At 39.5% G+C, this 23,007-nt stretch carries 21 protein-coding genes and 1 pseudogene; 12 read left to right on the plus strand and 10 right to left on the minus strand.

Annotated elements, in window-relative coordinates; genetic code table 11:
- Window positions 1–84: 84 nt before the first annotated feature.
- Window positions 85–1,203, minus strand: coding sequence for a CaiB/BaiF CoA transferase family protein (locus O1449_RS11840; RefSeq protein ID WP_269238422.1), 1,119 nt, complete (start codon window positions 1,201–1,203; stop codon window positions 85–87).
- Window positions 1,204–1,416: 213 nt separating this feature from the next.
- Between O1449_RS11840 and O1449_RS11845 the strand changes: the two genes are divergently transcribed.
- The gene (locus O1449_RS11845; protein ID WP_269230468.1) at window positions 1,417–2,430 is read left to right on the plus strand and encodes an AraC family transcriptional regulator; all 1,014 of its coding nucleotides are present in this window, start codon (window positions 1,417–1,419) and stop codon (window positions 2,428–2,430) included.
- A gap of 39 nt (window positions 2,431–2,469) precedes the next feature.
- Here O1449_RS11845 and O1449_RS11850 read toward each other — a convergent pair whose 3' ends face one another.
- The 3 genes from O1449_RS11850 to O1449_RS11860 form a co-directional block, all read right to left on the minus strand.
- Entirely contained in the window at window positions 2,470–2,910 is a 441-nt protein-coding gene (locus O1449_RS11850; RefSeq protein ID WP_269228609.1) for an NUDIX hydrolase, read from the minus strand.
- Window positions 2,907–3,449 (minus strand): shikimate kinase, encoded by a 543-nt coding sequence (locus tag O1449_RS11855; protein WP_269238423.1) that lies wholly within the window; start codon window positions 3,447–3,449, stop codon window positions 2,907–2,909. Before O1449_RS11855 ends, O1449_RS11850 begins: the two co-directional genes overlap by 4 nt.
- A gap of 85 nt (window positions 3,450–3,534) precedes the next feature.
- Window positions 3,535–4,632, minus strand: coding sequence for an agmatine deiminase family protein (locus O1449_RS11860; protein ID WP_269238424.1), 1,098 nt, complete (start codon window positions 4,630–4,632; stop codon window positions 3,535–3,537).
- 231 nt (window positions 4,633–4,863) lie between these two features.
- Here O1449_RS11860 and O1449_RS11865 point away from each other — a divergent pair, with 231 nt between their 5' ends.
- Both O1449_RS11865 and O1449_RS11870 read left to right on the plus strand, forming a co-directional pair.
- Window positions 4,864–6,069, plus strand: a complete 1,206-nt coding sequence (locus O1449_RS11865) for an acetyl-CoA C-acetyltransferase (protein WP_269228612.1) — start codon at window positions 4,864–4,866, stop codon at window positions 6,067–6,069.
- A 277-nt stretch (window positions 6,070–6,346) separates the two neighbouring features.
- On the plus strand, window positions 6,347–8,482 hold the full coding sequence (locus tag O1449_RS11870) for a 3-hydroxyacyl-CoA dehydrogenase NAD-binding domain-containing protein (RefSeq protein ID WP_269238425.1): 2,136 nt from the start codon (window positions 6,347–6,349) through the stop codon (window positions 8,480–8,482).
- A gap of 90 nt (window positions 8,483–8,572) precedes the next feature.
- On the opposite strand, the gene O1449_RS11875 is transcribed toward O1449_RS11870, so the two are convergent.
- Window positions 8,573–8,923: a hypothetical protein gene (locus O1449_RS11875; RefSeq protein ID WP_269228614.1), complete on the minus strand. Its 351-nt coding sequence runs from the start codon at window positions 8,921–8,923 to the stop codon at window positions 8,573–8,575.
- A 204-nt stretch (window positions 8,924–9,127) separates the two neighbouring features.
- Between O1449_RS11875 and O1449_RS11880 the strand changes: the two genes are divergently transcribed.
- The 3 genes from O1449_RS11880 (at window position 9,128) to O1449_RS11890 (ending at window position 10,773) form a co-directional block, all read left to right on the plus strand.
- On the plus strand, window positions 9,128–9,349 hold the full coding sequence (locus O1449_RS11880) for a hypothetical protein (protein WP_004664735.1): 222 nt from the start codon (window positions 9,128–9,130) through the stop codon (window positions 9,347–9,349).
- Between the two features lie 66 nt (window positions 9,350–9,415).
- The gene (locus O1449_RS11885) at window positions 9,416–10,270 is read left to right on the plus strand and encodes a patatin-like phospholipase family protein (RefSeq protein WP_269238426.1); all 855 of its coding nucleotides are present in this window, start codon (window positions 9,416–9,418) and stop codon (window positions 10,268–10,270) included.
- A 263-nt stretch (window positions 10,271–10,533) separates the two neighbouring features.
- Complete coding sequence (locus O1449_RS11890; RefSeq protein ID WP_269228616.1) at window positions 10,534–10,773, plus strand: hypothetical protein; 240 nt, start codon at window positions 10,534–10,536, stop codon at window positions 10,771–10,773.
- Between the two features lie 68 nt (window positions 10,774–10,841).
- Here O1449_RS11890 and O1449_RS11895 read toward each other — a convergent pair whose 3' ends face one another.
- Both O1449_RS11895 and O1449_RS11900 read right to left on the minus strand, forming a co-directional pair.
- Window positions 10,842–11,216 (minus strand): GNAT family N-acetyltransferase, encoded by a 375-nt coding sequence (locus O1449_RS11895; protein ID WP_269238427.1) that lies wholly within the window; start codon window positions 11,214–11,216, stop codon window positions 10,842–10,844.
- A gap of 68 nt (window positions 11,217–11,284) precedes the next feature.
- Window positions 11,285–12,503 (minus strand): annotated as a pseudogene (locus O1449_RS11900) (class I SAM-dependent methyltransferase).
- 101 nt (window positions 12,504–12,604) lie between these two features.
- Here O1449_RS11900 and trhA point away from each other — a divergent pair.
- The 3 genes from trhA to lpxO all read left to right on the plus strand — a co-directional run bounded on the left by trhA (window position 12,605) and on the right by lpxO (window position 15,719).
- On the plus strand, window positions 12,605–13,246 hold the full coding sequence (trhA, locus tag O1449_RS11905; RefSeq protein WP_269239712.1) for a PAQR family membrane homeostasis protein TrhA: 642 nt from the start codon (window positions 12,605–12,607) through the stop codon (window positions 13,244–13,246).
- A 103-nt stretch (window positions 13,247–13,349) separates the two neighbouring features.
- Entirely contained in the window at window positions 13,350–14,660 is a 1,311-nt protein-coding gene (locus O1449_RS11910; RefSeq protein WP_269238428.1) for an MFS transporter, read from the plus strand.
- A gap of 153 nt (window positions 14,661–14,813) precedes the next feature.
- Window positions 14,814–15,719, plus strand: a complete 906-nt coding sequence (gene lpxO, locus O1449_RS11915) for a lipid A hydroxylase LpxO (protein WP_269228619.1) — start codon at window positions 14,814–14,816, stop codon at window positions 15,717–15,719.
- 58 nt (window positions 15,720–15,777) lie between these two features.
- Here lpxO and O1449_RS11920 read toward each other — a convergent pair whose 3' ends face one another.
- Both O1449_RS11920 and secA read right to left on the minus strand, forming a co-directional pair.
- On the minus strand, window positions 15,778–16,152 hold the full coding sequence (locus O1449_RS11920) for a hypothetical protein (protein ID WP_269238429.1): 375 nt from the start codon (window positions 16,150–16,152) through the stop codon (window positions 15,778–15,780).
- Window positions 16,153–16,297: 145 nt separating this feature from the next.
- Window positions 16,298–19,033, minus strand: a complete 2,736-nt coding sequence (gene secA, locus O1449_RS11925) for a preprotein translocase subunit SecA (protein WP_269238430.1) — start codon at window positions 19,031–19,033, stop codon at window positions 16,298–16,300.
- A 335-nt stretch (window positions 19,034–19,368) separates the two neighbouring features.
- Between secA and O1449_RS11930 the strand changes: the two genes are divergently transcribed.
- From O1449_RS11930 to O1449_RS11940, 3 genes are all read left to right on the plus strand, one after another.
- Window positions 19,369–20,004 (plus strand): peroxiredoxin, encoded by a 636-nt coding sequence (locus O1449_RS11930; protein ID WP_269238431.1) that lies wholly within the window; start codon window positions 19,369–19,371, stop codon window positions 20,002–20,004.
- 453 nt (window positions 20,005–20,457) lie between these two features.
- Window positions 20,458–21,267 (plus strand): MBL fold metallo-hydrolase, encoded by an 810-nt coding sequence (locus O1449_RS11935; RefSeq protein WP_269228623.1) that lies wholly within the window; start codon window positions 20,458–20,460, stop codon window positions 21,265–21,267.
- Window position 21,268: 1 nt separating this feature from the next.
- Window positions 21,269–21,856 (plus strand): dual specificity protein phosphatase family protein, encoded by a 588-nt coding sequence (locus O1449_RS11940; protein ID WP_269238432.1) that lies wholly within the window; start codon window positions 21,269–21,271, stop codon window positions 21,854–21,856.
- A 154-nt stretch (window positions 21,857–22,010) separates the two neighbouring features.
- On the opposite strand, the gene O1449_RS11945 is transcribed toward O1449_RS11940, so the two are convergent.
- Window positions 22,011–22,946 carry a DUF6929 family protein gene (locus tag O1449_RS11945; protein ID WP_269238433.1) on the minus strand — a complete coding sequence of 312 codons (936 nt, stop codon included), beginning with the start codon at window positions 22,944–22,946 and terminating at the stop codon, window positions 22,011–22,013.
- Between the last annotated feature and the right edge of the window lie 61 nt (window positions 22,947–23,007).

The following is a 23,007-nucleotide window of genomic DNA, read 5'->3' on the forward strand; positions in this document are numbered from 1 at the left end:
TCTGATTTTTTTGATAACAATTTATTTAAAACGTTAACAAACTGTACGACATCTTAACAATCAGTGATAAATATCACATATTATCTACCACTTACCCTCACCTAGACCCTGACCAATAAAGGCATATTTAATTTGTGAACGTGAGAATTTAATTGGACATGCCAATTGCGCTTCGGTTTGTTCACTATTTTCAGATAATGGTACATCCACAACCCAACCACGTTGTTCAGCAATTGGAGAAACCAATGCTTCGTCAAGGCTCAAAACAGGTTCCACACAAATATCTAAGGTTTTAAAAAGTTGCTGCCATACTACAAAATCTTGGGTTTTAAACTTTTCTTGTAATGCTTGTTTCACCGCTTGGCGGTCTTCTGCATCAAATGATGTGCCTTTGGCAAGAAGTAATGGTAATTCTAAAGCCGCAGCCAAACCTGCCATAAATTGTGGTTCTAAACTACCGACTGAGAAATAACGCCCATCTTGAGTCTCATAATAATCATAGAAGCTTGCACCATTGAGCATACCCGCTTCAGGGGCCTGTGGTGTTTGCCCTGCCAAACTTGCAGAAGCAGCCATACTATTTAAACTTGCCACACAATCTGTCATGGAAATATCAATATATTGTCCAAGACCACTACGTTGACGCTCAACAACCGCAGCTAAGATACCAATCACCGCATGCAAAGAGCCACCTGCCACATCCGCAATTTGAATTCCAAGTGGTGGTGGGCCACTATCTTGACGACCACTATGACCAGAAACACCCGCAAGTGCCAAATAGTTAATGTCATGTCCTGCCCGATCTTTATAACTTCCCGTTTGACCATAACCTGTAATCGAGCAATAGATGAGACGCGGATTAATCTCTGCCAAAGTCTCATAGTCCAAACCTAAACGGCGCATGACATCAGGACGGAATTGTTCAAGCACAATATCAAACTCAGAAATTTTATTTTTGATCAGTTGAATATTGGCTGCATCTTTGAGATCGAGTGCGATAGATTGCTTATTGCGATTCAAATAACTATGTGCCGTGGCTTGCCCATTGGCATAGGGTGGCATAATTCTCACGAGATCTGGACGCGTTGGTGATTCAACATGGATCACTTCTGCACCCATGTCAGCAAGATACATACTTGCAAATGGCCCAGGTAATAAAGTAGAAAAATCGAGGACTTTCAATCCTTTTAAAGCAGATGGCATAATAATTTTTACTCAATTTGTTTAAATTTTCTTTTATACTAGGTACTGATAAACACAAAAACAATGTCATGTTCAGCCATTTACCTTGATAGTTTCGGCAATTTAACATGTACGTATTGAGCAGTTATTTTTCTTGTCAATTGCCCAATTTGATATTTTAGACGGTTATTTAGGTCAATTATCGTGAATAGTAAAGAAACTGAAGGATTCAATATGAGCCGTGATACGATCAGCATCCACTTCGTGAATGCGGCTTTAACAGGTGTGAAACGCCTAGGCATGGACGTTGAAACATTACTTTCACATGTCGGCATAGAAGCAGAACTGTTACGTCAGCCAAAAGCGCGTATCTCTCCCGAACAATATACCCGCTTTGTTAAAATGTTATGGATGGTCACTCAAGACGAACATGTGGGTTTTGATGTACAACCCCGCCGTTTAGGTACATTTGCCATCATGTGCCAATTGATCATCCACTCCAAGACGCTTGGGCAAGCACTCGAACTTTCCTCACAATTTTACAAATTATTCGGTGATGAATGGTCTGTAAGCTTAGAACGTGATAAGCACGAAGCCCGCTTAGTACCACACATTCCCAAAGCATTAGACCCTGATCATTTTATTACTGAAAGCATGCTGATGATTTGGCATGGACTTGCTTCATGGTTAATCGAACGTCGTTTACCCTTGGAACGTGTACATTTTGGCTATGAACGCCCTAACCACGCCGATGAATATGATGCGCTATTCTTTGCGCCTGTGATGCAATTCGATGCACCACGTACAGAAATCACTTTTGCTGCTGATTATCTCGATTTACCGATACGCCAAGATGACAAAACCTTAGAAGAATTCTTAAAAGCTGCGCCTGCACAATTATTGGTGAAATTTAAGAATACCAACTCCCTAACTTCACGTATTCGTGATGTGTTGAAAAGCCAAATTGGCGAGGAAATGCCAACACTGAATGATGTTGCATCAATGTTGTATTTATCACCACAAACGTTGCGCCGTCGTTTAGCTGCGGAAGGAAAAAGCTATCAAGGTGTCAAAGATGCCTTACGTCGTGATGCTGCAATCCATTTATTACTCACCCCTAATCTCACCCTTGAAGATGTCGCTCAACAAGTCGGCTTCAGCGAAACCAGTACCTTCCACCGTGCCTTCAAGAAATGGACAGGTGTTACTCCTGGTTTATATCGCCAACTACATGGACAGCATTTGTAAATCAAATGTTCTACTAGATAGTCTGAAAACTCAGGCTATCTATTCTGATGATTGAGCAAATAACCATTGCTCTATCCCTTTGGGATAAACAGGAAATCGGCTAAATTCGATCTGCTCTCGGCTCAGCCATTGCGCAATGTATGTGAAGCCATTGGTTTCGTGACCCTGTATTTCGGCTTCGTTATATAATGCGGAGTCCACAAATTCAGCATCATATACAAAAACAATTTCATGCCCTTGTTGACCATCAAAACTGAATAGATTTTCCAGTACGCAAATAAGTTTAGGCTGAGCAATCTGTTGCTGAATTTCTTCTAGAACTTCTCTTTCAATCGCTTGTACAGAAGTTTCGCCAAACTCTATTCCACCGCCAATTGGTCTGAAAAAATATTCATCCTTATTAGGATCATAGCCTTTGGCAAGTAGTACCTTATCCCCATAACGAAATAAGCAAAGGGCTTTTGCTCCTATACGTGTCATTGTACAACCTTAATCTGCTGTAAAAATTCTGCTGCTTGTTTCGGTGAAGTTAGATGAATAAATTGAATATGTTGATACTTTTGATCCTGCATCATCATTTGATATTTTGTCTTATTTCTAGGGTATTGCTGAATCAACCAAATAAAAATTGATTGTTTAGAAAACAATAGCTTTAAACTCTCCCGATTATTAGAGTTTTCCCATAATTTTCTTTGGCTTATAAGGTTGAATAAACTCCGTTTTATTAAATGAGAAAAATTTCTAGAAAACGAGTAATCCAACCAAACTATGGTATCTATTTTCACCAATTTTAACGACATAGTACGAGTATAATTACCATCCAATACCCAACCACCTGGAGTACGATCCATTTTGTTTTTTAATTTTTCAAAAAACACCTCATCCGTTGGTTCTTGCCAATCGTCTAGCCAAAACAAATCATCCATTTCGATGTATTGTAATTGTTGCTTTTGAGCCAACAGACGAGCAAATGTCGATTTACCTGAACCAGTCGTACCAATGACATTGATAAACTTCATTTTTTATGAGCACACTAAAAATGGCAGACAAGTTTAACGAACTTGCATCTGCCCGTGAAGCATCAGATGCAAGTTATTCAAATTATTATCTTTCTCGTGCAGCTTGAATAAGTTTCCCTGCATTTTCACCTGTCACTTGCCAAGTCAGACAACGTACACTACCTCCCATTGGACAAACACTTTCCGCATTGATCGGAATCACTTTCTTCGAAGTATTTTGCTTAATAATACTCAATGCTTTTTGGTCATGTGACATATTAAAAGTCGGTACATAAATATTGTTATGTGTGACCGTGGCATTCAGATTCACGCCACATGCTGACTCAAAACCTTCCCATTGACCTTTCGGATTGGTCTTATACTCAACAGGCACTTCCACAATTTTTGCACTTGGAAATGAAGTTTTCAACTCATCCATCACCGTTGTTCTAAATGATGGTGTTTTTGAATAATCATTCACAAGCAACGTGTTTTTATCAACCCAACTCACCATCCCATCTGAATGTGCAAGTACCTCTTCATCGGGTTCTAGGATGGCAACTTCTTTCGCACCTAAAACCATTTTTAATTCTTGTTTCGCCTCATCATAACTCAGCTCATTATCTTCCATAAAACGAGTGGTGGTGATCACTCGACCTGCATAATCATCAACCAGATTGCCGCCATCAATCATCAGATCTGTTTTCGCTCTTTGAATTTGATAACGATCTGCAAAACGACTAAAACTTTTCTGCACTGCTTTACTTTGCTTCTCACTCATCGAAGCCCATGTATAGATAAATTGTACAGGTTTAATTGGATTGACTGTGGTGAAGTCACGCATCCAAATATCTCGTACATCATCCACCAATAAAATGTCTTCAGGAACTTTACCCGTGAAATAAGGCTTAGTATCTTCATCGACCAAAATCACCACATTATCATTCCCGAGAATGGATTTAGCATAATTAATTTGAAAGTCCACAATCCGTTGAAAAGCGGGTTTATAGTAAGGATCATGGATAGAGGGTGCAGATAAAACTAAAAGCATTTTGTCATCAGCGGGCTGATTTGAGTAAGTTTGGCTCACTTTATTTTTATCCTCTACTACTTTGTTATTTTCAATATTCCGTCCAGATGAATCACATCCACAAAATGGCAGCATGAATGCTATCAGGGCATAGTAAGACTTTGGTTTTATCATGTGCTTTCGCCCATCTTTTCTATCAATCATTTCCAAACATTAGTCTAATCGAAGATGTCGCTAGACATGTAAAAGAGCACCAAAGTTAACAATTTGATGGATCACTTGCTTAACCCATCAAATTGGCTAAAAACATCAAACTTGCCAATGTTTATCATCATTGCACTGCCACTTAAATTGAGTACACTCGAAGCACAATGATTTTAATTTAAGGCAATACAAGGAACAGCTATGAGCGAGGCCTATATTATTGATGCCATTCGCACCCCACGCGGAAAAGGAAAAAAAGACGGCTCATTACATGAAGTAAAACCAATTACTTTACTCACAACATTATTGAATGAATTACAACAACGTCACCAACTTGATACCTCTAAAGTCGATGATATCGTTTTAGGTTGTGTTACACCAATTGGTGATCAAGGTGGCGATATTGCCAAAACTGCTGCGATTGCCGCAGGTTGGAATGATGATGTTGCGGGTGTACAAATCAACCGTTTCTGTGCTTCTGGTTTAGAAGCAGTAAACTTGGCGGCACAAAAAGTTCGCTCAGGCTGGGAAGATGTTGTGGTTGCTGGCGGTGTAGAGTCCATGTCACGTATCCCGATGGGTTCAGATGGCGGCCCGTGGGCGCTTGATCCTGAAACCAATTTAAAATCATCTTTTGTACCACAGGGTGTGGGTGCAGACTTGATTGCAACCTTGGATGGTTATAGTCGTGCAGATGTCGATGCTTTTGCAGTTGGCTCACAACAAAAGGCCGCTGCTGCTCAAGCAAATGGTTATTTCGATAAATCAGTTGTGCCTGTGAAAGATCATGCAGGTGTAACAATCCTAGAAAAAGACGAATTTATCAAAGGAACGACCACTGTTGAAGGTTTGGCAAAACTGAATGCTAGCTTTGAAATGATGGGTCAAATGGGCTTCGATGCCATTGCATTACAAAAATATCCTGAAGCGCAAAAAATTAACCATGTGCATCATGCAGGTAACTCATCAGGTATCGTCGATGGTGCTGCGGTGGTGTTATTGGCTTCTGAAAAAGCAGTCAAAGAACAAGGCTTGAAACCACGTGCAAAAGTACTTGCAACTGCATTGGTGGGTACTGACCCAACCATTATGTTGACTGGTCCTGCTCCTGCTGCACGTAAAGCATTAGAAAAAGCAGGCTTAAGCATCGACGATATTGATTTATTTGAAGTGAATGAAGCTTTTGCTGCTGTGGTGATGCGTTTTATCACTGAATTGAAAGTTCCTGCCGAGAAAGTCAATGTCAATGGTGGTGCAATTGCGATGGGACATCCTTTAGGCGCAACGGGCGCTATGATTCTAGGTACGTTATTGGATGAATTAGAACGTCAAGGCAAGAAGCGTGGTCTAGCAACATTATGTGTGGGTGGTGGTATGGGCATCGCTACCATTATCGAGTTGGTGTAAATCACTCAAAACCTCCCTGAAATATGAGACTCGGAAACGTCATTCGCAACCTGCATAGTATCTACAATATATTGTTTCTGCGATAAATTGTATAAATGAAAGAATTGAACAGGTTTTGCGAATGACAATGGTTTTGCCTACTTTTGACGAAACAAAAGTAGGTCGAACCGAAGGTTTATCCTAAAACTAGATGAGAGCTTAACAAGACGCTGCGATGCTTATATTTACTTATGCAGGTCACTTACGATTAAGCTCATAAAATATTGGACGATGATGTATGAGCGCTATTAAATACGAAAAAAACGCTGACAATATTGTAATTCTTACCCTTGATTCATCGGGTCAATCTGCAAATACCATGAATGCAGAATTTCGTGACTCACTCAATGAAATCAGCCAAAAGCTGAAAGCTGAAACTGATCTAAAAGGCATTATTTTCCGTTCTGCGAAGAAAACCTTCTTCGCTGGTGGTGACTTGGATGAACTGATTCAAGTGCAACCTGAACATGCCACTGAATTTTTCAAGATGATTGAAAAACTCAAAGGTGACTTACGTACAATCGAAACTTTAGGTGTACCTGTTGTTGCAGCTTTAAACGGTACTGCGCTTGGCGGTGGCTGGGAAATCGCTTTAGGTTGTCATTATCGTATTGCCATCAACGATCCAAAAACTAAATTTGGTTTACCTGAAGTGACTTTAGGACTACTTCCTGGTGGTGGTGGTATCGTCCGTATGGTGCGTCTGCTCGGCTTACAAAATGCATTTCCTTTTCTCATGGAAGGTAAGCAATTGGGTGTCGATAAAGCAAAATCTCTTGGCTTAGTTCATGACACGGCTGAGAATGAACAAGAGCTGTTAGAAAAAGCAATTGCTTGGGTGAAAGCTAATCCAAAATCACAGCAACCATTTGATGTGAAAGGCTACAAAATCCCGGGTGGCAGTCCAAGCACTCCTGCGGTGGCACAAGTGCTGGCGATTGCTCCTGCAATGCTACGTGACAAAACAAAAGGTTGCTACCCTGCCCCTGAAGCAATCATGGCGGCTGCGGTTGAAGGTGCTCAAGTTGATGTAGATACCGCGCTTCGTATTGAATCACGTTACTTTACACAACTGACTGTCGGTCAAGTGTCGAAGAACATGATCGGTACATTCTGGCATGGTCTCAATGCTATTAAATCAGGTGCCAGCCGCCCTGCTGATGTTGCAAAATGGCAAGCCACCAAAGTCGGAGTGCTGGGTGCAGGCATGATGGGTGCAGGGATTGCCTACTCAACCGCAATCAAAGGCATTCCTGTCGTACTCAAAGATGTGTCTGTAGAAAATGCAGAAAAAGGCAAAGCTTATTCACAAAAACTTCTTGATAAGCGTGTTTCACAAGGTCGTATGTCAGCGGAAAAACGCGATCAAGTGTTAGCAATGATTACTGCAACAGCGGATGCGGCAGATTTGCAAGGCTGTGACTTAATCATTGAAGCAGTATTTGAGAATCAAGAACTCAAAGCTAAAGTGACTCAAGAAGCTGAACAATATTTAGTTGAAGGTGGTATTTTTGCTTCAAATACCTCAACTTTACCAATCACAGGTTTGGCAACTGCAAGTAAAGATACCAAGAACTTTATTGGCCTACATTTCTTTAGCCCTGTAGACAAAATGCAATTGGTAGAAATCATCAAAGGTAAAGAGACTTCTGCTGAAACATTGGCTAAAGCCTATGACTTTGTTCAGCAAATTGCCAAGACTCCAATTGTTGTCAATGATAGCCGTGGCTTCTTTACCAGCCGTGTCTTTGGTACGTTCATTCAAGAAGGTATGCGTCTTCTTGCCGAAGGTGTTCATCCAGCGAAAATCGAAATGGCAGCGCTCAAAGCAGGTATGCCTGTGGGGCCTCTTGCGATTCAGGATGAGGTTTCTTTAACTCTCACTGAGCATGTTGCAAGCGAAACCCGCAAAGCGCTACAAGCTGAAGGGAACGACTTACCAAAAACCCCTGTAGATGAAGTGGTTCACACCATGATTCACGAGCTGAATCGTAAAGGTAAAGCAGCAGGTGCAGGCTTCTACGACTACCCAGAAAATGGCAAAAAACATTTATGGGATGGACTCAGCCGTTGGAGCAAAGACAATCAGATTCCTGAACAAGATATGATTGATCGTTTCTTGTTTGTTCAAGCACTCGATACCTTACGCTGCTATGAGGAAGGTGTTTTGGAGTCTGTCATTGATGCCAATGTCGGCTCGATTTTCGGAATCGGTTTTGCGCCGTGGACAGGTGGAGCGATTCAGTTCCTCAACCAAAACGGCGTTAAGCAATCTCTAAAGCGTTCAGAAGAATTAGCTGCTAAATACGGAGAACGCTTTATAGCACCCGCATTACTTAGAAAACATGCTGAATCAGGTGAAATATTTAAATAGTATGACGCTTTTACACTAAGCTGTTTGTATTTCCTCCCTCTTTGATCAAAGAGGGAGGAATATTTATTTTAGACTTTTAAAAATTAAGGTTTAACCTAAGAACCAAACTCTTTGAGGCTCAGGTCTTTCGACCACTTTTTTAGGTTGTTCCGCTGCGGCAACAGGCGCTTTCACGATATTAAAAGACCGTGTTAAATGATTTACATGACTTTGCAGTTCGGTATCATCAACTGTTTTTGCATAATCAATTAGGTGCTGAGCATACTCTTGATTTTCTACCATATAAAGAACATCAACCACACGCCCCGTTACTCGTCTTAAACGTACATAAAATTGTGTAACAGCTGCAAAAACATCCGTATCTGTTGAATCCAAAATCATTTTTTTCTCCATCATATTTTGTTTTTCATCAATCTTGTTATGACCTTCAAAGTAGACCATTATCCTGATACTGCTCAGCTTCTTATCTACCTTGAAAGAATCTGTCTTCATTAGATTGAATACTCTTCCTATTTTAACAATCTCATAATGCAATCCATATTCGACAAAAGTCGATTTTTAATTTGCTTATTAACATCTGCACACGGAGTGGATTATACTGTTATGTTATAAGGCTATTTATTTTCTCTCTTTAGGAAAAATCGTATGTCTGAAAAACTCTGTCCAGAAACCTCTCCTTGGGGGTGGAAAGCACTCATTATCACATGTATTTTAAGTTTTCTTTTTATGGTGATTTTTTACTTGGCAATGAATAACGAACCAGATTATATGCCAATGAATCAGAAGAAAGCAGCAGCTCAATCTGAAATGTCAGAGTCATCAATGACAACCGAAACAATGCATGCTGAGCATGAACATCATCACTAAAATATTATTGTCGATCATGATGAATCCGTGTTAAACAGGGATTTATCATGTTATTCGAGATTTTCAATGCTTCACCAAAATCGTCAGGCACTGGTTGTTGAAGGTGGTGGAATGCGTGGTGCATTTACCAGCGGTGTCTTAGATGCATTTTTACAGCAACAATTTAATCCTTTTGACCTTTGTGTTGGTGTTTCTTCTGGTTCAACCAATGTCGCAAATTACTTAGCTGCTCAGCAAGGTCGTACTTTGCAAATTTATTTAGACCACTCACTTCGTTCTGAATTTATTCAATATGGTCGTTTCTTTAAAGGTGGCGATTTACTGGATTTAAAATGGATGTGGGATGTAGTTGAAAAAGAATATCCTTTAAATCAGACACATCTATTTGAAAATCATCCTGAATTTTATATGGTGCTCACCCATGCGATTTCAGGCGAAGCTACTTATATCAAGGCATCTAAAGACAATATTCTAGATGGATTAAGAGCATCTAGTTCGATTCCAGTTTTGACACGTCAAGCAGTTGACGTATTTGGTGAACCCTATTTTGATGGTGGTGTTGCAGATGCCCTACCCGTACATTGGGCAGCTCAACAACATGATGTTTCAAAACTCATGGTACTGCGAACACGTCCTCAAAATTATTATAAAGCTAGCAGCAAAGGTGATCAGTTACTCGCTAAATATATGTTTCAACAAAAGCGTGGTTTTGCAAAAAGCTTACTTTCAAGAACTCAACGTTACAATGATTCTGTACAATTTGCACGTTCAGCATCAGGACAAAAAATCCTTGAAGTTTGCCCCCCTGATTTTAAAAACATGGCTGGTCGACTTTCTAAAAATAAAGCAAAAATCCGCTATAGCTATGATGTCGGGATCGAAACCGGCTTAAAAGCAATTGAAGATTGGAAAAATCTTTAAATAAAGTAACAACCAAGTCTTGAATGACCCAAATTTAAGACTTGGCTTTCCCACCCACTTGATCAAATCATTTACTTTCTGTGATTTTTTATCTTAGATGGAATTCAAAGCACTGACTTTTGTAAATCCATGCTTTTAATTCAGTCAAAATATAAATGGATAAACGCCACTCAAATGAATCAGAAAGCCATATAATATTTAAGGTTTTATTAATTTTATTGATTAATGCTACAACCTTAAAATTTTAATTTTTGGAATTTATTATGAGCAACCAACCATCACCACAAAAAAACTCAAATGAAGAAACGGTATTAGGATGGAAGTTTGTCATCATTGTCGGTGTACTAAGTACGATTTTTCTCAGCTTTTTCTATCTAGCGATGTCTCAAGAGCCTGATTATATGCCGGGTGCGCAACGTAAAGCCCAACAAGAGAAAGAGCTTGCTCAACATGAACATGCTTCTGCTGCATCAGAAGTTATTGAGGATAAGCAACAAAAGTAGCATCAGAATATGGGCTTACATCATCTTGATCACACTCCATAGATAAGCCCTCTCAACACGATTTTCATTTATAAAGTATTTAGATTCATCGTCATTTCAATATGCGGAATTCCGCACTCATCATATTCATCACCTTGCACGATAAAACCAAGCTGTTGATAAAATGAAACTGCATGGATTTGTGAGGAAAGTCGCAGATGAGGTCGAGCCTGTTGTTGTGCATAGGCAATAATCTCTAGCATGATCATTCGTCCAATGCCTTGCCCCCGATAGGCTTTAACAACAGCCACTCGCCCTACACTGTGATTCTGCAACAAACGTGCTGTGGCAATCGGCTGATCTTGATCATAAATCACAAAATGTTGTGAAATGGCATCGTGATCATCCCATTCCTCTGCTTCAGGAATCTGTTGTTCAACAATAAAAACCTGTGTTCGGATCAATTTGGCATCTTGCTGTCATTGATCCCAACGTCCCTGTTTAAAGTGATACATCTTATTCTCAGAGTCGATTAACACTTACAGCCCAAATTTTCGATCGGCATTTGATCTTGCAACAATAATTCTAGACTTTGTTTTTCAATGCCATACATCGCTTTTAAAGCTTGGATTTGCTGCATGATCTGAGGATCTGGTTGCTGAAGTTCTTTACGTTTGGTCGCCAAAATCATTTTATTTTTACTGGTATGCTCCAAAGCCACAAACTCAAAGACTTTGGTTTCATAGCCATACGCTTTCAGTAATAAAGCACGTAAGGTATCGGTCAACATTTCCGCTTGTTGCCCTGCATGGATACCAAATTGCAGCATCGGCTGTAATACTTCTGGGCTGTGCAATTGGGGACGCAGCTCTTTATGACAACATGGCGCACACATAATCATGGATGCATTGAGGCGAATACCCGTATGAATCGCAAAATCCGTGGCGATATCACATGCATGTAGTGCAATCATCACATCCAATTTCTCAGGCTGATAGCTACGTACATCACCTTCAAAGAAATCGAGATGATTAAAGCCTACCTGATCGGCAACATTTTGGCAGAACTCAACCAAGTTTGAACGTAATTCAACTCCCGTAATCAACGGTGTTTTCTGTTGTGCTTGTAAATAATCATACAACGCAAAGGTTAAATAGCCTTTACCTGAACCAAAATCGACAATATTCAATTCTTGTTGTGATGCATCAATCTGCTCATACGCATGCGAAAAAATTTCAATAAATTTATTAATCTGTTTCCATTTCCGCGCCATACTTGGGACAATCTGCCCTTTTTCATCAGCGATACCCAAATGTTTTAAAAATGGACTGTGCTGCTGTACATAACGTTGCTTTTCACGATCATGTTGTTGCTGTTCAACTTTAAGTGTTGTGGCTTGCTTTTTTTGGCGATTCAACATGGCTTTCTTTTTATTCTTCTTGAGCTGAATATCTTGATCTAAGCTAAATAAATTGGCTTGCTTAGACAATTGCAAAAGCTCGGCAATTTTTTCCAAGCCCTCCGCAATGGTATAATTTTTGGTAATATCTTGGGTCGTATAATGGTACAAACAAGAGAGTGTTGCCTGTCCTTGCAATTCAATCACCCGAAAAGTCATCTTTTCTAATTCTGTCAATTCACCTTTGTATTGACTGAGTATCAGCCGATCAAAGCTTTTATTTTTCAATAGATTGCTGGATATCCAAGAAAAACTGCTGTTCTTGTTCAAAAGAAAATTTCGGCGCAAACATAATGAAAACCTGACAAATAGAAACTAAATTTTAAAGCGTCTTACTTTAAAAGGGAAATTGCATTACGATACAGTTGTATTTTTATGCAAACAATAAATCTGATGACCGTAAATACCTTGTTGAGCTATGACCCGAAAGAAGAACTCATCAACGCCTATAGTCATGGTATTGGAGCTGTATTAGCACTGATTGCTTCTATCTTACTCATTATTAAAGGTCAACACCTGCCTTTAGGACAATGGTGCAGTTTATGGGTATATGGTTTTAGCTTAGTCTTATTACTGAGTAGCTCAATGATTTATCATTTTGCTCAAGATGAGCGTAAACGCTATTGGTATAAAAAACTGGACCATACTGCAATTTATTATCTGATTGCAGGGACATATACCCCCTTTCTCAGTATCGCAATTCCAACAACTAAGGCCCACTATTTACTGATTGCATTATGGATAATTGCACTGATTGGCACGCTATTTAAGCTCGTTTTTATTCATCGCTTTCAAAAAGTTTCATTGGCAGCTTATCTCTTGATGGGATGGCTAGCGGTTTTGGTCATGGATGATATGCAACGTTATCTCTCTAAAGATGCGGTACAACTCTTGATTGCAGGTGGACTCGCCTACACTGTCGGCACATTGTTTTATGCGTTAAAAAAGGTAAGATATACCCACGCAATTTGGCATGTTTTTGTGCTATTAGGGGCAGGTTTACACTTTTTAGCGATCTATTGTTATGTATTATAAGGTAATACATCACATCAGGTTTGTTAAGTAAACCCCGCATTTGAAAGGGCTTTTCAAGGTCGTGATCGCTCTGCATCTTGAATAAATAAAATTAAGGTTATGTATGTCGTCAAGTACTACGACAGTCACTACAACAGTGGCTAGCAACTCAAAAGTACGGGTATTATTTGCCAGCCTTGTGGGCACTACGATTGAGTTTTTCGACTTTTATATCTATGCCACTGCCGCTGTACTGATTTTTCCACATCTCTTTTTCCCTGAAAGTAGCGATAGCGCTGCGGTACTCAAATCACTGGCAACTTTTGCCATCGCCTTTATTGCTCGTCCAATTGGTGCAGCAATTTTTGGGCATTTAGGTGATCGAATTGGGCGTAAAGCAACATTGGTTGCAGCCCTACTCACCATGGGAATTTCAACCGTGTGTATTGGGCTATTGCCAACCTATGCACAAATTGGACTTGCAGCACCACTACTGCTCGCCTTATGTCGTTTAGGGCAAGGTTTAGGTCTGGGTGGTGAATGGAGTGGTGCTGTTTTACTTGCCACTGAGAATGCCCCTGAAGGCAAACGTGCTTGGTATGGCATGTTTCCACAATTAGGAGCCCCTATTGGCTTTATCCTTGCAACAGGCTCATTTCTATTACTGAATGCCTTTATGTCCGAGCAAGATTTTATGGCTTGGGGATGGCGTATTCCATTTATTTCCAGTGCTGTATTGGTTCTTGTTGGTCTCTACATTCGTTTGAAACTGCATGAAACACCAGCCTTTCAAAAGGTGCTAAATAAGCAAAAAGAAGTCAATGTGCCATTTAAAGAAGTCATGACCAAGCATCTACCGATGTTAATTCTCGGTACGATTGCGGCAATCTGTACTTTTGTGGTGTTTTATCTCACGACAGTATTCGCTCTAACATGGGGAACAACTCAATTAGGCTATACACGAGGTGAGTTTTTGCAACTACAACTGGTTGCAACCTTATGTTTTGCAGCCTTTATTCCTGTCTCAGCAATCTTAGCAGAGAAGTTTGGACGTAAAACTACATCAATCGCTGTCTGCGTATTATCAGCACTATTTGGCTTATGCTTCGCTCCATTGCTTGGTTCGGGTAGCCCGATATTGGTCTTCTTGTTCTTATGTATCGGACTCTCGATTATGGGGCTCACCTATGGGCCTATTGGAACCGTGCTTTCAGAGATTTTTCCAATCTCAGTCCGTTATACGGGTTCAGCATTAACTTTTAATTTAGCGGGTATTTTTGGCGCATCCTTTGCACCATATATCGCCACTAAACTTGCAGAAAGTTATGGTCTAGGCGCTGTAGGCTTATATCTTAGTTTAGCGTCAATTTTATCTTTGATTGCATTTTTACTGATTCGTGAAACCAAAAATGATGATGTAAATAACCAAATTTAATCACACCTCTTATTCTCGGATGATTTACTTAATTAATCATCCGAAAACCATTTATCGGGCAATCCCAAGCCTTTTACACTTGGTCTAACAACATTCTGCAAAATATTTTTTATGCTAAAATAGCTCCCTCCTATTTTTTAGACGACTGTATTTATGTACGCAGTGATTATCGTTGCCGTATTTTTGGTCAGCTTCCTATACACTTATTATCGTGGCAAGGAACGATTAAAAGCATCTCGACAATTATTCGACCATTCTACATTCCTAGCACCAGTTAACATGTTTATGACTGGTTTCTCTAAACTGCCAAACCAACCGTTCTTTGATGTGGCACAGTTCCCAGAACTGAAACCATTACAAGATAACTGGCAAGTGATTCGAGAAGAAGCGATCCAACTTCAAAATCAAATTAAAGCTTCAGAAAAAAATAATGATGCTGGTTTTAATACTTTTTTTAAACGTGGCTGGAAACGCTTTTATCTGAAATGGTATCAAGATAGCCACCCATCAGCACAACAACTCTGCCCTAAAACAGTCGCTCTGTTGGAAAGTATTCCTTCAGTAAAAGCAGCCATGTTTACTGAACTACCATCTGGGAGTTATCTTGGTAAACATCGTGACCCTTATGCGGGTTCTGTCCGCTACCACTTAGGTTTAGTCACCCCGAATAGCGATGATTGCTTTATTGAAGTCGATCAAGAGCGTTATTCTTGGAGAGATGGCGAAGCAACTGTTTTTGATGAAACTTATGTCCATTGGGCACATAATCAAACTGATGAAACTCGTATCATCCTGTTCTGTGATATTGAACGCCCGATGAAATGGGGTTGGGCGCAGAAAATAAATCATTGGTTTGGACGCAATGTCATGTCTGCTGCAAGCTCACCCAATGATGATCAAGATAAAACGGGGTTCATTAACCGTATCTTTAAATATGGTTATGCAGTTCACCATTATGGTCGTGGATTAAAAGAGCGTAATCGCCGCTTGTACTATGTTTCTAAATGGCTCTTATTCGGTATTATTATTGGCTTAATTCTACTTCCAAGTTTTTTATAATCAGATTTTTACATAAAAAAAGAGATGCTAAGCATCTCTTTTTTTTGATATTAAATATTTATTTAGGTGCTTGAACACTGGCTGTTTGTACCGCAGCTTCGCCAATCAGCGCAACTTTGGCTTTTTCTTGGCTTCTTGCCGACAATGCTGGATTTGATGCCACGATACGATTGATATTGGCAGAATTTGCAGGGGCAATTGCCGTTGTTTGCAACACAATTGGGCGATTACCTGTATCACCTAAAGTATAGCGAATACCTGTGCGTGGACTAATGACGGTAGTCACTTCACGTTTCACTTGAGCTTCAGCAGTAGTCGCTCCTTTTGCTGCAAGAACTTTATCGACCGTAGTCGTTTGAGGAACGTTGTCTGCAAGTGCAACGCCAGATAATGCAGCACTCGCTAAAATTAAAAGTTGTAATGGCTTTTTCATTGTCTTCCCGCTTTTAATGCGAATCCAATCAAGGAGGATAATTCTCATAATAAAACTACAAAGTTGCTCTAGACACAAGTTACTTCTCGTAAAAAAGCAGAGCGAATGCTCTGCCTTTCATTTGAATATAAACTAAGTCAAAATTTTAAATCTTACCGTGGCATTGTTTATATTTTAAACCTGAACCACATGGACATGGCGCATTACGGCTTTCTGGTACTGGAAATACTGCATTTCCAGATAAGCTACCACTCTCTTCAGAAATCGTCACTTCACCAGTTAAACCATCAACATCATCATGTTCAAAAGAAAGACGCATAGATTCAGCTTGACGTTGTTGCTGAGCTTCTAATTCAGCCAACTCTTCTGCTGTTGGTACGTGAACTCGGGATAGATCAGTTACAACATCTGATTTAATAATACCCAACATGTTCACGAACAAATTAAACGCTTCTTTCTTATACTCTTGCTCAGGATTTTTCTGAGCATAACCACGTAAATGGATGCCTTGACGTAGATAATCCATCGCAGCTAAATGATCTTTCCAATGACGATCAAGTGAGTTCAACATAAAGTGACGTTCAAGCATTGCAGCAGACTCATCACCCATTTGCTCACGGCGTTGACGATAACGTGCAATTACTTCATCAGAAATACGTGCGACCAAGCCTTCCTCGTCTAAACGACGATCTTGATCAAGCCATTGCTGAACAGGAAGCTCAATACCTAGATCTGTACGTAGTGCATTTTCTAGACCTTGAATATCCCATTGATCATGAATTGATTCAGGTGGGATAAAGTTAGCAATCACCCCTTTAATAACTTCATGATGCATTTCTTCGATATAGTCTTGTAAGGTACTTTCTGCCAAGACTTCATCACGTTGAGTATAAATAATCTTACGTTGTTCGTTATTGACATCATCGTACTTCAATAAGTTTTTACGAATATCAAAGTTACGTGCCTCAACTTTACGTTGTGCATTTTCAATCGAGCGGCTCACCATTTTATGTTCAATGGCTTCATTTTCTTGTAGGCCCATTGCACGCATCATGGCAACCACACGATCACCCGCAAAGATACGCATCAAATCATCTTCAAGTGATAAATAGAAGCGTGATACACCTGGGTCACCTTGACGACCTGCACGACCACGAAGCTGGTTATCAATACGGCGTGATTCATGACGTTCAGAACCGATGATATGTAAACCACCAGAACTTAAAACATCTTCGTGGTCTTTTTCCCACTGCGCCTGTAAACGAGTTTCATCTTCAGATGTTGGATTTTCAATTTTGGCAAGTTTCGCTTTCCAGTTACCACCGAGCAAAATATCCGTACCACGACCCGCCATATTGGTTGCAATCGTGACAGCATTTGGGCTACCAGCTTGTGCAATAATATCTGCTTCACGCTCATGTTGTTTTGCGTTTAAAACTTCATGATGGATGCCTGCTTGCAGCAATTTTGAAGATAAAATTTCACTGGCTTCAATCGTCGCAGTACCAATCAAAATAGGTGCAACACCTTTCTGACGAATATTGCTGATCTCTTCAATGATGGCATTGTATTTACCATTACGATTCAAATAAATTAAATCGTTATGATCTTGACGTACCATCGGACGATGGGTTGGAATTAACACCACATCTAAGCCATAAATTTCTTTCATTTCCGCAGCTTCAGTATCAGCAGTACCTGTCATCCCTGAAAGCTTTTTATACAGACGGAAATAGTTTTGGAATGTTGTGGTTGCCAATGTCTGGTTTTCTGGTTGAATTTCCATGTTTTCTTTGGCTTCAACCGCTTGGTGCAGACCTTCAGACCAACGACGACCTGGCATAGTACGACCAGTACTTTCATCCACAATAATGACTTCTTCTTTTTGAGTCTGTGGATTTACGCCAATAATATAATGTACGTTCTTTTGATATAAGTAATGCGCGCGAATTGCAGCAGTCACATGGTGAACCAAATTCAAGTTGGTTGCTGAATAAAGGCTTTCACCTTCAGCCAACAATCCCATACGAATTAATTCTTGTTCAACAGTCTCGTAACCGACTTCCGTCATTTCAACTGAACGTTGTTTCTCATCTACCCAGAAATGCCCACCATCAGCTACTTTTTCTTCTTTCTGTGGGCGTAATGTTGGAGGGATACTGTTAATCAGCTGATAAAGATGAGATGAATCTTCACTTTGTCCAGAAATGATGAGTGGTGTACGTGCTTCATCAATTAAAATTGAGTCAACTTCATCAATAATCGCGTAGCTTAAACCACGTTGTTTTTTCTCTTGTAGAGAAAATACCATATTGTCACGAAGATAATCGAAACCAAATTCGTTGTTAGTACCGTAAGTAATATCGGCGAAATAAGCTTCAGCTTTTTCGGCTGGCATTTGCATTGAATAAATCACACCAATGCTCAGACCTAAAAATTCAAATAACGGACGATTCAGCTCAGCATCACGTTGTGCCAAGTAATCATTCACCGTAATCACGTGAACGCCTTGACCACTCAATGCATTCAAATAACATGCTAAAGTACCCATGAGGGTTTTACCCTCACCTGTACGCATCTCAGCAATTTTACCTTCGTGTAAGGTAATACCACCGATCAACTGCACATCATAGTGACGCATACCCATGACACGTTTCGCTGCTTCACGGCAAACCGCAAAGGCTTCAGGCATCAATTTATCTAAACTTTCACCGTTATTAAAACGCTGTTTGAATTCTGGAGTTTTTGCAGAGAGGTCTGCATCGCTAAGAGCAGATATCGTCGGTTCAAGCGCATTAATTTGTTCAACAATTTTACGCATGCGTTTGAGCTCGCGCTCATTTTTTGTACCGAAGATACCTCCGATCAGACTTGCCAACATGAATAAACTCTCTAATCCTGTTTGTTTAAATAAGTAATTTTTTCTTAGGTGTTATTATGGAGTCAGAAATAAGAACTACAAGGGCTTTGCATCCAAACAGGTAAAAAAACTGCGAGGCGACTCTGACATCACACAACTAAGCAGCGTTAATGTAGCAAATTTGCATTTAACTTACACGGCTTTACATGTGAATTTATGATCAATTTTTTAGCTTCACTTCATTCTATTATCTTAAATCTTCATAACAAAATGAAAAAACAATAATTTTATTTATAACGTGATTCCTGCATATTGAATATACACAGAAAACATTAAGAATATATTGAGGATGAATCATGACACTTCGTTTAGGCGACATTGCCCCCAATTTCCAACAAGACTCAAGTGATGGCTCTATTGATTTTTATGAATTTTTAGACAGTGATTGGGGGATTTTATTTTCACATCCAGCAGATTTCACCCCAGTTTGTACCACTGAGCTTGGTTTTACCGCTAAACTGAAAGATGAATTTGCAAAGCGTGGCGTAAAGGCAATTGCACTTTCCGTTGATGATGCTGAATCTCATAAAAGCTGGATTCAAGATATTAATGAAACACAAAATACTACCGTTAATTTCCCAATTATTGCCGATAAAGACCGTAAAGTTTCTGAGTTGTACGGCTTCATTCATCCAAATGCCAGTGAAACCTTAACAGTACGTTCGTTGGTGATCATTGACCCCAATAAAAAAGTCCGCTTAATTATTACCTACCCTGCGTCAACAGGTCGTAACTTTAATGAAGTACTGCGTGTTGTTGATTCATTGCAGCTAACGGATAAACATAAAGTGGCAACACCTGCCAATTGGCAACATGGTGAAGATGTTGTAATTGTGCCTTCATTAAAAGATGAAGATGAAATCAAACAACGCTTTCCTCAAGGCTATACCGCAGTGAAACCTTATTTACGCCTAACACCACAACCTGAGTGAGGATCAAACGAGCAACGCTCGTTACGAACGCAAGTCGAAACAGCTATGCTGTGAGTTAAAAGATTGAAGCCGACTAAAGGCTTCAAGCGCAGCGCAAGACAAACGAAGTGCGCCGTACAAAAACAAGCAACGCTCGTTACGAACGCAAGTCGAACAGCAATGCTGTGCGTTAAAAGATTGAAGCCGACTAAAGGCTTCAAACGCAGCGCAAGACAAACGAAGTGCGCCGTACAAAAACAAGCAACGCTCGTTACGAACGCAAGTCGAACAGCGATGCTGTGAGTTAAAAGATTGAAGCCGACTAAAGACTTCAATCACAGCACAAGACAAACGAAGTACGTCGTATTGAAACGATCCCTTAGATTCAATCAAATTTAGGGGATTTTTAATCTTGGTATTTTCACATCAATACGTTATAAAAATAATTATCTTCAAAATAGAATAACAATCACGATGATCTATAACATCCATCATCTCCATTGCGGAAGCTTCTGCCCTGTTTGTGCGCCCCTATTTGGACAGAAAGGCTGGAAAGCACATCTAGTTTGTCATTGCCTACTTATTGAAACTGATCGAGGTCTGGTTTTAATTGATACAGGCTTAGGTACACAGGACTATTTGCACACTGAACAACGTCTAGGTTCATTACTGACTCAATTTGGTTCGATTGTGCCCAATCTCAAATTAAGTGCCATCGAACAAATTCAAAAATTAGGTTTACGCCCTGAAGATGTGCAACATATCTTTGTCACACATCTTGATTTTGATCATGCAGGTGGTATCTCAGATTTTCCTAATGCAACCGTGCATATTTTAGCTTCTGAGTTTAATGCAACGCAATCGCTCTCTGCTAAAGGAAAGCTCCGCTATAAAACAGAACAATTTAAACAACATCGCCATTGGAATTTTGCCGAACATACAGATGGTGAGGCGTGGTTTAATCTGCAAAAAGTCCAAGGTCTTCCTTTTTTCCAAGATGAAATATTGATGATTCCATTGATTGGTCATACTGCTGGACATTGTGGTATTGCAATTAAAAAAGCTGAAGGCTGGATTTTATTTTGTGGCGATGCGTATTACACCCATTTAGAACTCAATCCAAAAAACAAATTGAGAGCCTTAGATCTTACTGAACGTTTATTGGCAGAAGATAATCGACAAAGGTTACATAACCTTAAACAGTTACAATATCTTGCTCAACATGAACCGAGTATTGAGTTAATTTGTGCGCATGATCCTGTTGAATTTGATCGTTATCAATAATATGAAAAAAGTGCTTACCACCGTTGTTCTTTTATCAACGCTTAATGTTTCAGGGTGTATGCAGCATTCGAGTTTAGAAAAAGACCAACGTCCTCAAAATTGGGGAACTCTTATTTCTAACAGCCATAATTTTTATCAAATTAGTTCAGATGTTTTTCGTAGCGAACAGCCGAATATTGATTTGATCCCAAGCCTTGAAGCTCATCAAATTAATACGATTATAAATTTGAGAGCTAGAAATAAAGATGCCAAAGTTTTAAAAGATCAGCCTTTTAATCTGGTACACATTCCAATCAATACTTGGGCAATCAATCGTAAAGACTTGTTAGAAGCAATGCGTGTTATTCAAACTGCTAAACAACAAAACCAGAAAATCTTAGTGCATTGCTATCATGGCTCAGATCGAACTGGTGCCACAATTGCGATGTATCGAATTATTTTTGAGCATTGGTCAATTGAAGATGCGGTTAAAGAAATGAAACAAGGAGGATACGGCTATCATATCATTTGGAAAAATATTGACCATCTTTTCACCCCTGAAAATGTAAAATGGATTCAACAACAACTTTCGAATCCAGCACCTATTTAGTTTGCGAGATGAGCTTTAGATTAAATTCAATTTTTAGAGAGATAAATGTTGGACGTGTAAGATTTGTTTCTTTAATTTTTGGGTTTTATGCATTTTTTATTGGGCTTTAAAAAACCTAATTTTATAAGTTGAATGGTAAGTTAAGAAATACGAACTAACCTGAAGAATTGGTAAAAACAGAGTTGCTAAGTAATATTTTAAAAATTTCAGAATCACCACCATCGCTATCCGTGACCAATAAAAATACCTCACCATCAGATGTCGACTCTAACCATGTAATTCCTTCTACTTTAATAGCAAGAGTTTGTCCTTTCAAATCCTGAATCAGATGTGTATATAAAATTTTTCCCTCTGGCGATAACACCAAAATAAAACTGCCTAGCACCGCGCCATCATCATACGTATTTAATGTTTGCTCAACAGCAGCGGTGGCAATAATTAGATTTTTCTCCACAAAAAAATAAGCATCAGAAATACCACTTGCTGCCCCTTCAAGCTCTGGTAATGTCAGATTGAATGAATTTTTCAGCGCACTTTCTAATGATTTTCCATTTTGAAGTTTTATTAAATCAAAGACTAAAACACCATGAAAACGATTAATATTGCCACGTTGAAAAATGTATAAATTGTTTTGATCTGAACAAACTGCTTCTATATTGAGCTCAGCGCCACCAGTCAACGCCAAACAATGTTCTAAGAAATCATAATCCGAGGTATCAAGTAGAACATGAACCTGATGATCAGCTGGATTATACAGTAATGCTTTTTTTCGATTTTCTGTAGAACCTGAACCCATCACTAGTAACTGAGGCTGTCCATCAAAGCGAATACAGCTAAGCGCTTCAAAGTCTGGTTTAGTTTTTTTACTAAATACCGTTAGTGTCGTATGTTTAGGCTGTTCAAATAATGGAATTTTTTCAAAATTAGTCGCACGATTGATGTTATTTTTTCGATCGGTTTTGAGTAAGTAACCCACATCATCTCCAACCAAGTAGAGATCATCTCCCACACAAGCCGCGCCAGAAAGTGCACTAACACTCGAATCCTCTGACAATATAAAGTGTTCTAATATCTTAAAGCCGCTACTCATATTGTACTCACTGCCCGCAGAAATAGAACACTTGTAACAAGGTCAAAACCAGACGCTTTCC

It is taken from the genome of Acinetobacter sp. TR3, from assembly GCF_027105055.1.
GTDB lineage: Bacteria > Pseudomonadota > Gammaproteobacteria > Pseudomonadales > Moraxellaceae > Acinetobacter.

Bases quoted from the DNA above. Each gene is read 5' to 3' on its own strand.
- O1449_RS11855 (WP_269238423.1), bottom strand. From the start codon at position 3,449: ATGAAGTTTATCAATGTCATTGGTACGACTGGTTCAGGTAAATCGACA.
- O1449_RS11865 (WP_269228612.1), top strand. From the start codon at position 4,864: ATGAGCGAGGCCTATATTATTGATGCCATTCGCACCCCACGCGGAAAA.
- O1449_RS11850 (WP_269228609.1), bottom strand. From the start codon at position 2,910: ATGACACGTATAGGAGCAAAAGCCCTTTGCTTATTTCGTTATGGGGAT.
- O1449_RS11860 (WP_269238424.1), bottom strand. From the start codon at position 4,632: ATGATAAAACCAAAGTCTTACTATGCCCTGATAGCATTCATGCTGCCA.
- O1449_RS11945 (WP_269238433.1), bottom strand. From the start codon at position 22,946: ATGAGTAGCGGCTTTAAGATATTAGAACACTTTATATTGTCAGAGGAT.
- O1449_RS11870 (WP_269238425.1), top strand. From the start codon at position 6,347: ATGAGCGCTATTAAATACGAAAAAAACGCTGACAATATTGTAATTCTT.
- O1449_RS11930 (WP_269238431.1), top strand. From the start codon at position 19,369: ATGACACTTCGTTTAGGCGACATTGCCCCCAATTTCCAACAAGACTCA.
- O1449_RS11845 (WP_269230468.1), top strand. From the start codon at position 1,417: ATGAGCCGTGATACGATCAGCATCCACTTCGTGAATGCGGCTTTAACA.
- O1449_RS11910 (WP_269238428.1), top strand. From the start codon at position 13,350: ATGTCGTCAAGTACTACGACAGTCACTACAACAGTGGCTAGCAACTCA.
- secA (WP_269238430.1), bottom strand. From the start codon at position 19,033: ATGTTGGCAAGTCTGATCGGAGGTATCTTCGGTACAAAAAATGAGCGC.
- trhA (WP_269239712.1), top strand. From the start codon at position 12,605: ATGACCGTAAATACCTTGTTGAGCTATGACCCGAAAGAAGAACTCATC.
- O1449_RS11880 (WP_004664735.1), top strand. From the start codon at position 9,128: ATGTCTGAAAAACTCTGTCCAGAAACCTCTCCTTGGGGGTGGAAAGCA.
- O1449_RS11885 (WP_269238426.1), top strand. From the start codon at position 9,416: ATGCTTCACCAAAATCGTCAGGCACTGGTTGTTGAAGGTGGTGGAATG.
- O1449_RS11875 (WP_269228614.1), bottom strand. From the start codon at position 8,923: ATGGTCTACTTTGAAGGTCATAACAAGATTGATGAAAAACAAAATATG.
- lpxO (WP_269228619.1), top strand. From the start codon at position 14,814: ATGTACGCAGTGATTATCGTTGCCGTATTTTTGGTCAGCTTCCTATAC.
- O1449_RS11840 (WP_269238422.1), bottom strand. From the start codon at position 1,203: ATGCCATCTGCTTTAAAAGGATTGAAAGTCCTCGATTTTTCTACTTTA.
- O1449_RS11935 (WP_269228623.1), top strand. From the start codon at position 20,458: ATGATCTATAACATCCATCATCTCCATTGCGGAAGCTTCTGCCCTGTT.
- O1449_RS11920 (WP_269238429.1), bottom strand. From the start codon at position 16,152: ATGAAAAAGCCATTACAACTTTTAATTTTAGCGAGTGCTGCATTATCT.
- O1449_RS11940 (WP_269238432.1), top strand. From the start codon at position 21,269: ATGAAAAAAGTGCTTACCACCGTTGTTCTTTTATCAACGCTTAATGTT.
- O1449_RS11890 (WP_269228616.1), top strand. From the start codon at position 10,534: ATGAGCAACCAACCATCACCACAAAAAAACTCAAATGAAGAAACGGTA.